Annotated in this window: 15 protein-coding genes, 1 tRNA gene and 1 pseudogene; 15 read left to right on the top strand and 2 right to left on the bottom strand. The window is 69.0% G+C overall.

Annotation, left to right across the window (positions count from 1 at the left end):
• Window positions 1-136: 136 nt before the first annotated feature.
• The gene (locus ACFVXN_RS00005) at window positions 137-754 is read right to left on the bottom strand and encodes an ArsR/SmtB family transcription factor (protein ID WP_389225332.1); all 618 of its coding nucleotides are present in this window, start codon (window positions 752-754) and stop codon (window positions 137-139) included.
• Between the two features lie 147 nt (window positions 755-901).
• Between ACFVXN_RS00005 and ACFVXN_RS00010 the strand changes: the two genes are divergently transcribed.
• The 3 genes from ACFVXN_RS00010 (at window position 902) to ACFVXN_RS00020 (ending at window position 3,416) form a co-directional block, all read left to right on the top strand.
• A complete protein-coding gene (locus ACFVXN_RS00010) occupies window positions 902-1,831 on the top strand; it encodes a glycoside hydrolase family 26 protein (RefSeq protein WP_389225335.1) in 930 nt (309 codons plus the stop codon).
• Window positions 1,832-2,036: 205 nt separating this feature from the next.
• A complete protein-coding gene (locus tag ACFVXN_RS00015) occupies window positions 2,037-3,065 on the top strand; it encodes a TerC family protein (protein WP_389225338.1) in 1,029 nt (342 codons plus the stop codon).
• Between the two features lie 138 nt (window positions 3,066-3,203).
• On the top strand, window positions 3,204-3,416 hold the full coding sequence (locus ACFVXN_RS00020) for a hypothetical protein (RefSeq protein WP_389225341.1): 213 nt from the start codon (window positions 3,204-3,206) through the stop codon (window positions 3,414-3,416).
• Window positions 3,417-3,643: 227 nt separating this feature from the next.
• Here the strand turns inward: ACFVXN_RS00020 and ACFVXN_RS00025 are convergent, their stop codons facing one another.
• Entirely contained in the window at window positions 3,644-3,961 is a 318-nt protein-coding gene (locus ACFVXN_RS00025) for a hypothetical protein (RefSeq protein WP_389225344.1), read from the bottom strand.
• A gap of 30 nt (window positions 3,962-3,991) precedes the next feature.
• Here ACFVXN_RS00025 and ACFVXN_RS00030 point away from each other — a divergent pair.
• The 12 genes and pseudogenes from ACFVXN_RS00030 to ACFVXN_RS00085 form a co-directional block, all read left to right on the top strand.
• Window positions 3,992-4,567, top strand: a pseudogene (locus tag ACFVXN_RS00030) (hypothetical protein); the annotation flags it as partial.
• Window positions 4,541-7,600: an RHS repeat-associated core domain-containing protein gene (locus ACFVXN_RS00035; RefSeq protein ID WP_389227789.1), complete on the top strand. Its 3,060-nt coding sequence runs from the start codon at window positions 4,541-4,543 to the stop codon at window positions 7,598-7,600. The pseudogene ACFVXN_RS00030 and the gene ACFVXN_RS00035, both read left to right, overlap by 27 nt.
• Window positions 7,597-7,992, top strand: coding sequence for a hypothetical protein (locus ACFVXN_RS00040; RefSeq protein ID WP_389225347.1), 396 nt, complete (start codon window positions 7,597-7,599; stop codon window positions 7,990-7,992). The genes ACFVXN_RS00035 and ACFVXN_RS00040 overlap by 4 nt, the downstream gene beginning before the upstream one ends.
• A 405-nt stretch (window positions 7,993-8,397) precedes the next feature.
• Window positions 8,398-8,532, top strand: coding sequence for a hypothetical protein (locus tag ACFVXN_RS00045; protein WP_389225350.1), 135 nt, complete (start codon window positions 8,398-8,400; stop codon window positions 8,530-8,532).
• A 577-nt stretch (window positions 8,533-9,109) separates the two neighbouring features.
• A complete protein-coding gene (locus ACFVXN_RS00050; RefSeq protein ID WP_389225353.1) occupies window positions 9,110-9,268 on the top strand; it encodes a hypothetical protein in 159 nt (52 codons plus the stop codon).
• Window positions 9,269-9,470: 202 nt separating this feature from the next.
• The gene (locus ACFVXN_RS00055; protein ID WP_389225356.1) at window positions 9,471-9,749 is read left to right on the top strand and encodes a hypothetical protein; all 279 of its coding nucleotides are present in this window, start codon (window positions 9,471-9,473) and stop codon (window positions 9,747-9,749) included.
• Window positions 9,742-10,116 (top strand): hypothetical protein, encoded by a 375-nt coding sequence (locus ACFVXN_RS00060; protein ID WP_389225359.1) that lies wholly within the window; start codon window positions 9,742-9,744, stop codon window positions 10,114-10,116. Before ACFVXN_RS00055 ends, ACFVXN_RS00060 begins: the two co-directional genes overlap by 8 nt.
• A 525-nt stretch (window positions 10,117-10,641) precedes the next feature.
• Complete coding sequence (locus tag ACFVXN_RS00065; protein ID WP_389225362.1) at window positions 10,642-11,025, top strand: DUF6188 family protein; 384 nt, start codon at window positions 10,642-10,644, stop codon at window positions 11,023-11,025.
• 510 nt (window positions 11,026-11,535) lie between these two features.
• On the top strand, window positions 11,536-11,847 hold the full coding sequence (locus ACFVXN_RS00070; protein WP_389225365.1) for a polymorphic toxin type 24 domain-containing protein: 312 nt from the start codon (window positions 11,536-11,538) through the stop codon (window positions 11,845-11,847).
• On the top strand, window positions 11,840-12,304 hold the full coding sequence (locus tag ACFVXN_RS00075) for a hypothetical protein (protein WP_389225368.1): 465 nt from the start codon (window positions 11,840-11,842) through the stop codon (window positions 12,302-12,304). Before ACFVXN_RS00070 ends, ACFVXN_RS00075 begins: the two co-directional genes overlap by 8 nt.
• An 82-nt stretch (window positions 12,305-12,386) precedes the next feature.
• Window positions 12,387-12,512: a hypothetical protein gene (locus ACFVXN_RS00080; protein ID WP_389225370.1), complete on the top strand. Its 126-nt coding sequence runs from the start codon at window positions 12,387-12,389 to the stop codon at window positions 12,510-12,512.
• Between the two features lie 200 nt (window positions 12,513-12,712).
• Window positions 12,713-12,785: transfer RNA gene (locus ACFVXN_RS00085), tRNA-Arg, on the top strand.
• Window positions 12,786-13,624: the final 839 nt, after the last annotated feature.

A 13,624-nucleotide genomic window follows, 5' to 3' on the forward strand; every position in this document is an offset into this window, starting at 1 on the left:
CGGCGGGGTCGCGCGGGCCCCGGGACGCCACGGCGCGCGCGGCGGCGGCCCTGCGGCGGCGGACCGACAGGTAGGGCAGGCGCAGCGGGACGGCGCGGGTGCCGTAGCTGACGTCGAAGGTCACGGTGGTCATGTCTCAGTCCTCCTGCGGCGGTGCGGCGGGTACGGGGTCGACGGCCATGTCGGGGTTGACCGCGGTGAACATGCGCATCAGGCGGGCCCCGGCGGGGCGCTGCGCGGGGTCGGCGGTGCGCCCGACGAACGGGTCCATCAGCGCGCGCAGCGCGGCGAGCAGCTCGGTCGTCTCGGCCGGGGTGGCCCAGAACGCCGACGTCGTCAGCTGGGTGAGGGAGATGACGCCGGGCTCGATGGCGCCGCTGCCGTCGGCGCGGCGCAGGTGCTCGACGTACCGGTCGGCCTCCCGGCGCAGGGACATCTCCCCGAGCTCGCGCACCGCGCGCACCGACGCGGGGTCCTGCGGGTCGGGCATCATCGTGCGCTCCCGGGTCGCGGGACGCCAGGGGCGCTCGCGGCCGCGGGGTGCGCCGGGCTCGATGTAGCCGGCCTTCGCGAGGGTGCGCAGGTGGAACGAGCAGTTCGCGACGGTCTGCCCGAGGTGGGCGGCGCACTCGGTGGCGGTCGCCTCGCCGGCGTCGTCCAGGTAGGACAGCAGCTCGAGGCGGACCGGGTGCGCGAGCGCGCGGACCCGGGCGGGGTCGGAGACGCGCATCGGGGCGGGCTGCTCGGTGGTCATGACGACACCGTAGGACGCGCAATGGTTCTTGCGCAAGAGATGTTGCGCATCGGGGGGGCTGTGCGCCGGCCGCGCGGACGGGTGGCCCGGCGGGCGAAGAACGGCGCGGATCCTCAGTCCGGCCGTGCCGGCACCGATGACCCCCGCATGCCCCTGTCCCGCCGCGCGTTCCTCGCGATCTCCGCCGCCACGCTCGCGCTGCCCGTCGTGGGCGCCGTGCCCGCCGCGGCCGCCGGGCGCGTCCCCTTCGGCCTGACCGTCCCGTGGGGCCCGTGGGACGCCGCCGCCTGGGCGCGCCGGACCACGACCGTCGGCACCGCCCCGACGTACGCGCTCTGGTACGCCTCGTTCACGGAGGCACCGGACCCCGCGAAGCTCGCGGCGATGTCCGCAGCCGGCGTCGTGCCCGTCCTGACCTGGGAGCCGTGGGACCCCGCGCGCAAGTCCCAGAAGGCGTTCGCGCTCGCACGGTTCCTGGCCGGCGACTTCGACGCGACCGTCCGGCGGTGGGGCGACGCCCTGGCTGCGTACGGCAGACCCGTGCACCTGCGGTTCGCGCACGAGATGAACGCCGGCGGCTACCCCTGGGCCGTGGGCGTCAACGGCAACACCGCGGCCCAGTACGTCGCGGTCTGGCGCCGGGTCCACGACCTGCTCCGCTCCCGCGGCGCGACGCAGGTGGTCCGCGTCTGGTCCCCGAACGTGACGTTCCCCGGGTCCACCCCGCTCGCCGCCGTCTACCCCGGCGTCGAGCACGTCGACGTCGTCGGGATCGACGGCTACAACTGGGGCACCACCCGGCGCGGCGCGACGTGGCAGACCCCGGCCCAGGTGCTCGGACCGACGCTCGCGGAGGTGCGGCGGGTCGCCCCCGGCAAGCGGGTCCTGATCACCGAGACCGCGTCCACCGAGAAGGGCGGCGACAAGGCCCGCTGGGTCACGGACCTGTTCACCTGGGCCGCGGCGCAGGGGGACGTCGGCGGGGTGATCTGGTTCGACGAGAACAAGGAGACCGACTGGCGGGTGGCGAGCTCGCCGGCGTCGCTGGCGGCGTTCCGGGCCGCGGTCGCGGGCTGACCCGAGGGCCGGCCCCGGCGACCGCGACGGTGCACGACGAGCTGCGCCGGGGTTGCCGCGGCGGTCGTCGTCGACTTCAATCCTGGGACACGTGGAGGGGAGTATCCCCCGTCGCGCCGTCGTCACCACGGCTCTCCGACGAGAGCCCGGCGGCCGGGCCCCCGGGCCAGGAGAGACCTCCGGTTACCGAACCGGAGGTGTGCTCGTGGACGTTCCCATCTGGATGTGGCTCGCCGTGCTCGGCGTCATCCTCGCGATGCTGGCCGTGGACCTGTTCGCGCACCGGCGCGCGCACGTCATCGGCGTGCGCGAGGCCGCGACGTGGTCGGCGGTCTGGGTCGCGCTCGGCGTCGGCTTCGGGGCCGTGGTGTGGGCCGCGTACGGCGCTGAGCGTGGCCAGCAGTACCTCGCCGGCTACCTCATCGAGAAGTCGCTCGCCGTCGACAACGTCTTCGTGTGGGCGATCATCTTCACCTACTTCGCGGTGCCCCGGGAGCTCCAGCACCGCGTGCTGTTCCTCGGGGTGCTCGGCGCCCTGGTGTTCCGCGGGGTGTTCATCGCGGCCGGCTCGGTGCTGATCGCGAGCTTCTCGTGGATCCTCTACCTGTTCGCCGCCCTGCTGCTGGTCACCGGCTACCGCATGCTGGCGCAGCGCGACGAGCACATCGACCCGCAGCGGTCCCGCGTCCTGCGGCTGTTCCGCCGGCACGTGCCGATGACGGACGCGTTCCACGGCCAGTGGCTGCTGGTCCGCTCCGGCGGGGTGCTGCTCGCGACGCCGCTGCTCGCCGTGCTCGTGCTGATCGAGGTCACCGACATCGTGTTCGCGGTCGACTCGATCCCCGCGATCTTCGCCGTGACCGACGAGCCGTTCCTCGTGTTCACCGCGAACGCCTTCGCGATCCTCGGGCTGCGGGCGATGTACTTCCTGCTCGCGGACCTGGTGCACCGCTTCGTCTACCTCAAGCTGGGGCTGGCGCTGGTGCTGATCTGGGTGGGGATCAAGATGGCCCTGAAGGTCGACGTCCTCTACATCCCCACGACGATCTCCCTGGCCGTCATCGCGACGATCCTCACCGTCGCGGTCGTCGCCAGCCTCAGGGCGACGCGCGGCACCACACGCCGGGCGGTCGAGAGCCCGGGCGAGCCGCCGTTCCGGGTGGCGTCCGAGGCGGAGACCGCGGCCCTGGAGCCGACCTGGCGGCGCCACGGCCGGGTGCGGGCGCGCGGCTGACGACCGCCGACGGTCCCCGCCCGGTGACCCGGTGCCACCCGGGCGGGGCCCGTCGACCCGCTGGACCGGCGGGTCCCGGAACCGGCGCGTACGGTGAGAGCTCCGCAGCAACGACGCAGGCGTGAAGGAGTGACCGGCATGGACGCATCGACGCCTCAGGACCCCGGGACCAGGACGGGCTCGGCGATCCCGTCCGCGCCGGGCCACCCGGCGAGCCCCGGACCCGACCCGGACGACATCAACCAGTCGGAGCACGACACGCCGCGGGAGGACGACCACGCCGCGGACACCCCGACCGCGAGCCCGACGAGTCCCGGACCGACCCCGGCCGACGTCGACGACCGCCCGTAGTTGCCCGGTCGGGCGCGGCCCGTCCGCTGGTGGGCCCGGCCGTGCCCGTCAGCCGCGCGGACCGGCCGCCCGAGCCGAGGGCGAACCACCGGAAGACGGCGTAGGCCAGTCAGAGGCCACGAGGACGAGCCCCGGGGTCGGCGTACTGCTGCCGCGCGCTCGCCGCGGGGTTGCCCAGAGACGGCGGCAGGCCGCCGGCGCACCCGCGGGCCGGTGCAGCTGGCTGACTACGGATCGCGTGAGATGGCGCGGAAGATCGCCGCGACGTGGCGCAGTCCGTCCCGCACCGGCCGGAGGTGCGAACGTCGACCCGTTGGAGCCGGTCGGAGATCGATGGGCGTCTCGGCGATCCGCAGCCCTGTCTTGTGCGCGTGGGTCACCATCTGGGTCGCGAACTCCATGCCTCCGCCGGCCGCCGGGATGTGAACCAGGGTGTGGCGCGCGAAGCTCCGAAGGCCGCAGTGCACGTCGGTCACGTGCGTGCCGCAGGCCCAGCGGGTGAGCGTGGACAGGACGTGGTTGCCGGCGAGATGGGTCGGCGCCATGGCTGCACGTGATGGACCGGTCACGTCACCAGCTACGGCTACGACGCCGCGGGGCTGCTGACCCAGGTGACGGCGGCGGACGGCGGCGTCACGCAGTTCACGTACACGACGGGTGCCGACGGGGTGCCAGCGAACCTCCTGGCGTCGACGACCGACCCGCTCGGACGGACCACCGTCCACGGGTACGACGCAGCCGGCAACCGGGTCTCCACCACCAGCCCGGGCGGGGGGACGAGCGCGTCCACCTACGACGCCGCGCACCGCGTGCTGTCGCAGACCAGCCCGTCCGGCGCGACCACGGCGTACACCTACGACGCGGCGGGTCGGCTGCTGACGGTGACCGACCCCACCGGGGCGGTCACCGCGCACACGTACGACGCGGCCGGGCACCTCGCCTCCACGACCGACGCGGAGGCCCGGACGACGCTCTACGCGTACGACGCGGCGGGTCGACTCACGACCACCACCGACCCGGCCGGCGGCACCACCACCTCCGCCTACGACGACGCGGGCCGGGTCACCGCCACCACCGACCCGACAGGCGCCACCACCAGCTACGAGTACGACGACGCCGGACGAGTGGCCACGACGACCGACGCGCTCGGCCGCAGCACCACGTCGACCTACGACGAGGCGGGCGACCTGGCGGCGGTCACCGACCCGACAGGCGCGACCACCACGTACGAGCACGACGTGCTGGGCCGGACGACTTCCACCACCGACGCCGACGGCGTGACCACCACGACGGTGTACGACCGGCGAGGCAACGTCGCCGAGACCCGCGACGGCGCGGGAGGCGTGTCGTCGACGGCGTACGACGCGATGAACCGCCCGACCGGTGTCTACGACGCGGACGGGGTCGCCACCTGGTACTCGTACGACCTGGCTGGCCAGGTCGTGGAGGAGCGGCGCAACCGGTCCACCGACACGCACGTCCCGGACTACTGGGAGGACCGCACCACCTACACGTACGACGCCGACGGGCGCCGAACCGGCACCACGGACCCGCGGGGGAACGTGCCCGGCGCCGATCCGGCGGCGTACACCACCACCGTCCAGTACGACGACGACGGTCGGCCTGTGGCGAGCACCGACCCGCTCGGGCGGACCACGGCGGTGACCTACGACGCCGCCGGTCGCCGCCTGACCGCGATGGACCCAGCCGGTGGTGTTACGACGAGCGCCTACGACGCCACCGGGCTGCTCACGTCCGTCACATCCCCCGACGGGTCCACCACGAGCTACGGCTACGACACCGCCGGTCGGCTCGTCGAGCGCACCGACGCGCTCGGGCGCGTCACGAGCTACGCGTACGACGCTGCTGGTCGGGAGACCAGTCGGACCGACCCGCTGGGACGGACGTCGGCAACCGCCTACGACGCCACCGGACAGGTCACCTCGATGGTCGCGCCGTCCGGCACCGAGACGACCGACGACCCCGACGACGGCACGACGGCCTACACCTACGACGACGCCGGGCGGCTGACCGAGCGGTCGTTCTCGGACGGCACGCCGTCGTTCGCGTACACCTACACAGACGCCGGCCGACCCCTCGACGCCGCTCGTGTGCAGTCGGGGGTGACGCTGAGCGCCACCGCGAACCACTACGACGACCTCGGGCGGCTCGTCGGCACGACCCGGACCGGGCCCGGCGCGGTCGACGCCAACTACTCCTACACAGCAGCGGGCCGTCTCGCCGGCGCGTCGTGGTCGTCCGGGATGACGATCTCCTACGGGTACAACTCGGTCGGGCAGCTCATCACCGCCACACCGGGCGGGGTGAGCGGGCTCACCGCGGTCGCCTACGGCTACGACCCCGCCGGCAACCCGATCAGCACGACGCGCGCCGGGTCCAAGAAGACCGTCAGCACGTCCACCTACGACGGGGCGGGCCAGCTCACGGCCCTCACGCACCTCGCCGGCACCACCGTCGTGGCCGACTACGCCCTCGCCTACGACGCACGGGGCAACCCCAGCCACGTCACCGCCTCGGCGGCCGGGCAACCAGCGACCACGTCCTACGCGTACGACGAGGTCAACCGCCTCACGCTGGAGTGCCGGCCCTCCAGCGGCACCGAGTGCACGAGCTCGTCGCCCGCCACCGCGTACGGGTACGACGCGGTCGGCAACCGGATCACGCAGGAGCAGCGGTCGGTGAGCGGGTCGCTGGTGACGACGGACTCGACGACGACGTCGACGTACGACGACGCCGACCAGCTGCTGACGCAGGTGGTGGACGGCGTCACGACCCTGGAGAACACCTGGTCGCAGGACGGGACGCTCGCGTCCAGCGAGACCCATGCCGGGACGCGGACGTTCGGCTTCGACCTGGCTGGCGAGATGGGTGCCGTCGGTCTCGAGGACGGCACCTACGTGGCGTTCACGTACGACGCCCAGGGCAACCGGACCTCGCGCAGCCAGGACGGCGTCCTGGACGTCAGCTGGTCGTGGGACGACGTCGTGGCAGGCGAGTCCGTGCGGGTCGGTGAGGACGCGGCTGCATCCTCGCCGGACAGCGCCTGGCTGCCGGACCCGACCTCGGGCACGGCCGCCCCTCTGGCGGCGAAGCGCGGGTCGACGACGTCGTGGCTGCTGACCGACCCGTTCGGCTCCGCCGCCACCAGCGTGCGGCCGGGTACCACCACCATCACCGGGCGTCAGACCTTCACGGCGTTCGGCCTGGCCCTGGCGCCGGCGACGGGGGAACTGGCCGGGCAGGGCGTGGGGTATCTGGGGCAGTACCTCGACGCGACGGTCGGCGAGTACGACCTGAGGGCTCGGAGCTACGACGCGGCGTCGGGGCGGTTCACGGCGCCCGATCCGGGGGGCGTGCCGACCGGGATGCCGTTCGCGAACGGGTACGCGTACGCGTTCAACAACCCGCTCCTGCTGCACGACATCACGGGCGAGTGGGCCGAGTGCGGGCCCATCGGCAGCGTGTGCGACGGGTCGAACCTCATTCCGGTGTTCAACCGGATGTCGCGGGACTTCGACGACGCCGGCTACCTCGCTCTGCACGCCAGCCTGACGTCGGAGCAGGCCGACGAGATCGGCTACGACGACCTGTCGTACATTCACATCGAGGCGGCGAACCGGCTCGACCATATGCAGGTATGCGCCAACAACCCTGGCCAGTGCGCGGAGCCGTGTCCTGACGAGGGGTATCACGGATGCGTCGCGTGGCGAGCCACGAAGGCCATCGGGTCGTTCGCTCTCGGTCAGTTGGCAGGGGCCGCGTTCGTCGGGCTGGTGGGGCGTGCGTGTGTCGCCGATGCGAGAGCGGCCGCGGGCACGAGTCGAGTGTTCGCTTCTGGGGATGCGCACGTCGGGAGCGCAGCGAATGCAATCGAGGCCGCGCTCCCTGGGCTAGTGGTCAGCGTCAATGGCATGCGCAGGATGTCCGATGGTCTCTCTCGTGAGGTGGACATCGACCTTGGGAACGTCCGGGTGCAAGTCAAGGGGGGCAACGCGCGGGGCCTCTTGGCGCAGATCAACAAGACGCAGAGCACGACCGGGACTCCGACGATCGGATACGCTCCGGAGATCGGGGACGCGGCTTGGCGTAATGCGGCCAACCAGGGCATCGCGATCCTCCGGACTCCAGACGAACTGGTCGCTTACCTTAAGGAGTTTGGATGAAAGGCGGATTCATCATCTCACTAGACCCGAGGCTGTTCAGTCGGAACTCCTCGGTGCTGGCGAGAATTGGTGCGAGGCGGGCTACCGATTACGATGGCGATGATTTCGTTCAACTCGCTGACGAAGAGGGCCGCCTGTTCACGCTGTACGAGCGGGTTCCCCGAGGGGCCGAGTGGGAATTTCGTGAAGGGCCCTTTGTTGCCGCCGCTGGTGTTGAGATTCCGGATATGAAGTTCGTGACCGCCTGCGCGTTCGAGTGCCGCTGGCCCGACCTCGTTGGCCGGGTTGCCAAATTGATCGCTCAAGACGCGGATTCTCCGACCTGGCTTCTAGACGGCGACGGCGTGCTCTGGAATGCCGACGCGGTGGACCCTCGGAAGATGCGCCTGTGACCGTTCTTGCCGAGTGATTGATCGACGATGCGATCTCGCGTGGCCCCAGAGACTCGGCCGGATGCCGCTCGGCCGGCGAGCGCGACCTGAGGCGCGCAACTGCGATCCGGCGTCGGAGCGGTTGACGGCGCCCGATCCTGCGGGCGTGCCGGTCGGGATACCGTTCGGCAACGGGTGCGGGGACTTGTAGAGAACTCCGAAGCACCTGGTCAGAAGCCTCGCAGTCGTGAGAGACGGAACGCACATGGGCGAGATGCGGTTGCGAACACCCCGGCGGGAGGGGTTGGAGACTTGGAGACGACATCTATTCGACGACGCGTGCGGGCAGTTCGCCGTCGTGCTCTGCGGTTCGCGCCCGGTTCTGGAAGAATGAGGCGGTAATCCCGCGATATGTAACATTGTCGGATGAGCAGCTCGCGCATGGCCGCGGGACGGGCGCCTCAGCGGGTCAATCCCGACAAGGGTGGCATTGAGTCGATGGAACTGAGTCATGAGCCGATTCCGCTGAGAGACGGTGGTACGCGCATCGTGCCGCTGTAGGGCCAGTATCGGCATTATCGCCGAGACCGGTGCCGCCGTTCCGCGAAGGAGTAAGTTTCTCGCACATCTTCAGGAGTGCCCGAGGGCACCTCGCCGCGGACACGGCGGCCAACCGGGCACTCATCCAGCGTGTTGCGTCCGAAGGCTACGTCCACGAAGTAAAGAACGGCGTTACGCAGTACCGGCTGATTCTCGAAAGTGGGTCTCAGCGCTGGGCTAAGGTGTACGACGGGCGCATCACCAATGGCGGCGTGAACATCCCGCCTCTTTCTTGAGAGAGTGAGATCAAGATGATTGACGTGCGGCAGGGGTACCTGGCGATGCTCCTATTCGTTTGGGAATATGACGCTCGAAACGAGGGTGCCGCCTCGATATTTGACCTGAAAACAGATAGCATGCTCGATGCGTCCGGCAATAGTTTCGATCCGGCCATGTGGAATGACTGGCTCAACTGCGTATCGAGGGTTCGAGCTGGTGACATACCGGAGGAACTCGCCAGCCGCGGCTAACTCCTTTGCCGGCGTTGCGACCGAAGTCGCGCTCGCCTGCGCGTTCGGCGGGCGGTGGAGGTTCTTGCATGCCAGCCATGCGCCCGAGTCCGATCCTCAACCGGATGTCGCGGGGCTTCGACGACGCCGGGTACCTCGCGTCGCACGCCAGTCTCACGCCGGAGCAGGCCGACGAGATCGGCTACGACGACATCTCGTACATCGGTATCGAGGCGACAACCGGCTAGAGCACATGCAGGTCCGCGCCAGCAACCCCGGGCGGTGCGCGGCCCCCTCTCCCGGTCCTGACGAGGGGTACCAGGCATGCCAGGCGCGCCGCGGAGGGGCGGTCCTGGGCGGGTTCGTGCTGGGCCAGGTGGCTGGAGTTGCGTTGCCCGCGCTCCTCGGGCGGGCCTGCGCCGCCGACACGGGGCGGCCGCAAATAACGGCGTGGCGGTCGTCGCTCGATCGGTGGACGATGTTGTGAGTGGCCTGCCCAGGGGCGCTCAAAGAACGGTGCGCATCGTTCCGGATGAGGCTGTGCTGCGTGCGACATTCGCCGACCTCACAAAGGGTGGCACGCCCGCCGCCTGGAAGAACTACGACGGACAGGGATTTGAGATGACCAACGGCACCCAGATCGGGTTACGCGCGTACTCGCGCTCTGGCGACGCTACTATCGATATCCGCGTACCTGGCCAGAGTGCCATCAAGATTCACATTGGATGAGCAGATGAGAGACCGGTCACCTCAGGAAGACGTCCTCGTGGGAGGGCTCGTTGACTGGGAGTACGCAGCGTCGGTCTACGGCAGCACGAGTCTGAGTGGGCTTCAGAGCCAATCTCTGCGGCGCACGCTGGCGCTGGGGTTGATCGCGGAACTGTTGGTCGACGGGTTGGTCGTGGCCGGGGACGTGGACGAGCAGGGACATCATCCGTGGCCGTGCTCACCCGGTGAGGCGGTCGAGCGGATCACGCGGGAGTGGATGACGGAGTGGAGCAACGACGTCCCGACGCCGGGCGCCATCGTCTGGCTCGCGAACACAGACGAAGGCGACCGCGTCGCCGAGGGTGTGCTAAGACGCGAGGGTCGGTGATCGTTCACCTGGTGTGTCCCGGCTCCACGGAAGCCGGGACACACCAGAGCCTCCACTGAACCCGGGGCGGTTCAGCGCCCGCGGGAAGGCACCCGAAGCGCGGTGGTACGTCGAACTGACACTCCCGTGCGGCCACTCCCACCGGGAGCGGCTCACGTCTTCGGCAACGGACGCGAAGGCCAGCTTCAACCGAGCGGAGCACCTGCGGATGCACCCGCCTGGCAGTCCGGTGTACGACCAGACGTACGCGTGGCGCAACGACGCGGAATCGTCCCACAACGATTTTGTGTCCGAGATCGCCAACAGCAGAAAGGGGACGGTCTGGCGCTCGCCCGGTACGACGGGTAACGCGGGAACTGTTCGCATCATGGATCCGACTCCGCAGTACCCTCATGGGTATGTGAGGTTCTATAATAACTCGAACCAGCCAATCGGGCTGAACGGCAAACCCGGGCCAAATTCGGTCACCCATATACCGCGAAACCCGGACGGTACCTATCCTCTACCGGAGAACTGGGGTCACTGATGGAATTCTCCCTGCAGGGACAGGAGGTGAGTCGACTGTGTTTCGACTACGCAGTTGGAATCGAAACGCTCGAAGGCTCTGAATTGCAAATAGAAACCTCCTTCATGCTGGGCTCCGTCGATTGCGATATGCGTGAAGAAGTGCAGCCGGATCGCCTTGCGGAGACCGGGTTCGCGGTGCTGCGACTGCTACGCCAGCGTGTGACTGCGGCGGATGTCGATGAGACAGGCGCTCTGCGCATACAATTCACTAACGGCCAGGTCCTAGAATGTCCGCCGGATCCGATGTTCGAGGCGTGGACGTACGTATCCGCCTCTGGCGAGCGTAAGATCTGCATGCCCGGTGGTGGAGTCGCAGATTGGCCGGGTGCATCGACGGCCTAGGGGTGGCGCGGCCGGCGAGAGTCGCGAGGGATTCGCTGTCGCTGTCGCTGTCGCTGTCGCTGTCGCTGTCGCTGTCGCTGTCGCTGTCGGCGGGTGGGGGTCCGTACGCGTAGTTCTGCTGCGGGCTTGACGCGACGGGTGACGCCGAGATCGTCGCGGCGCGGGGTGAGGCGGTGTTCGAGATTGTGGGCGCGGGGCAAGGTAATCTGGCGATGCTCCTGTTCGTCGGAAAGTATGACGCGCGGAGTCGTGGCGTTTCTTCGATCTTCGATATGAGAATTGATCTGATGCTCGACTCGTCCTTGCCAAAATCAGTCGTCCTTACGTGTGGGGCTGAACCCGCTCTCCGGCGCCTGAGTCGTCGGCGGTCGCATATGACTCGGAACCTCGCCCGAAGAGCTCGCAATCAACGAGGCGTGGACGTGGCAGGCCATGTCCGAGGCGGCCGCGCAGGCCGGCACGTTGGTCTGCGTTCCTGTTTCCAGGGCAGCGGTTCCGCGGGCGCCCGCTGTGAGCAGCGTGAAGCTGTCGGCCATTGGTGACTCGCGGCTCGTCACCGGTGGGTTCCCGCGAACAGCTGAGCCGCGTGTCATCGCGGTTCGACGAGGCCCATCGGGCGATGTCATGAACTACCAAACCTACGCACCTGACGGCCTGCCACTCAAGCGGGTCGACGTCACCGGGCGATCCCATGGTGGCGTCAAGACTCCGCACGTCGTCGAGTTCGAGCAGCACGTCAACCCAGTTACGGGTGAGGTATTTGAACAACCTCGTTCAACGGTCAGACCGGCCACCCCTGAGGAGCTGATGGGTCTTGAGTGAGTTTGATGCCAATAGTCTGCCCGAGGTCCTGGCGTGGCAATCCAGTTACGACCCGCCTCCGATCGCATCCGCGTTCCTCGAGCAACATTTGTCCGTTGCGTCTGCCGTCTTGTTTGCCGAGCTGATGGCGCCACGGCTGGTCGAGGTCGAGGGTTGCGTGATCATTGCGGCCCTGTACGAGCCAGCCAACCTCGCGCAGTGGCTTGAGTCGGAGGTCGGTGACGTCGCCGCGGTAGAACAGACGATCAACCGTCTGCATCTGTGGGACACGTTCGATCCGAACGGCGAGATCGAGGAGCGGGCGCTCGCGCACCTGGCACGCCTCATAGCCGTGTCGTGGGAGCTCCACGGGCAGAGAGCGTTTCCCGACAGGCACCTGATCGGGCGAGTCGCCGACGACTACGGCCCGACGGTGGTGCTCTACAGCGCATCGCCGAGGGGGTTGGCTCACCCGTAGCGGCTCAAGGCGCGACTACGCGTGGCGCAACGACGCGGAGTCGTCCTACTCCCAGCTCGACGACTGGCTCTACCGCGGGCGCATGGTCGCTCTCACCACCGAGCGTCAGGCGCTGGTGATGCTGTCGTTCGCGGTCACGCACAACGCCGTCGCCGACTGGTACCACCGACGCCGCCAACGCGACGAGACCCCTGGCCTCGCGGCCTGAGGCTCCGAACCGGAGAACGACGACATCAGCCCCCTCGAGGGGCTACCGGCGCATCCCCGCCCCACGCACCGGTAGGCTGAACCCGCGCAGATCGAGCCGTCCGGGCCCGACCCGCGCCGCACGGGGCCGACCAGAACACGCACGGACCTACCCGGGGCGATCCTCGCCGGGTTTCCGACCACGTTTCAGGCCCGGCCCGCGCGCCTGTAGCTCAGGGGATAGAGCACCGCTCTCCTAAAGCGGGTGTCGGCAGTTCGAATCTGCCCAGGCGCACAGCATATTTGCTCAGGTCAGCGCCTGAACCGGTGCGCCGGTGGCGGCTGGGTCGGTGTCCTCTTGGCCGGCCTTGGGTCAGCGTGTGGTCAATGAGCTGTCTCAGCACATGAACGGCCGGCCAAGGACGTGGACGGACGTCCGTGCAAGGCGAGACGCGCGCCCGGTGGCGCGAATCTCTCACAGCGCGGTCGGCCGCTACTGTGGAGTTGCACCCAACCCAGCGCGTCATACAGCTCGGACACGGTGACGACCGCGTGCACCGCTCGCCCGTCGAGGCTCCGAGACGCGCCGCCGGTGATCTTGCTTCACGTCTCGCATCGTCGCGGAAGTTTCATGTGGCGACGATCGCGGGGCGCGGTGACGTAGAGGGCCTGGGATACCGGCGTCGGGGCTTAGTGGTTGCGCCGGCGGAGCATCTCGCAGGCATGCAGTTCGAGAGTGTTCTTGTCGCTGGCGTCCCAGACTTGCGGGTGGCTTCGCACGGTGCGAACGATCGGATGAGGATGCTCTCATTGCTCTATCTGGCTGTGACGAGAGCGCAACACGAGGTGCGCATCTTTGTTCACGAGGACGATGGTGGTGCTCCGGAGGTGCTCGTTCGGGCGGTGGCGATGCGTGTGCTTGAGCAGGATGCTGGCAGTGCGGTCTAGTCGTGCTAGCTGTACTGACCCGGCCGCGTGATCAATCGAGCGGCTATTTTCGTCGCTTCCTGAGTGGCGATCGACAGTGTGAATCCGACGTTCTGTCACAAGTCATGGCCGTAGAGCGGGTTTCTGCCGGGCGGGACTCGCTGGGTCGTGATGCAGCGGGGGCGGACCCGTCGGCGCGGCCGCCGT

Source organism: Cellulomonas sp. NPDC058312 (assembly GCF_042880135.1).
Classification (GTDB): Bacteria; Actinomycetota; Actinomycetes; order Actinomycetales; family Cellulomonadaceae; genus Cellulomonas.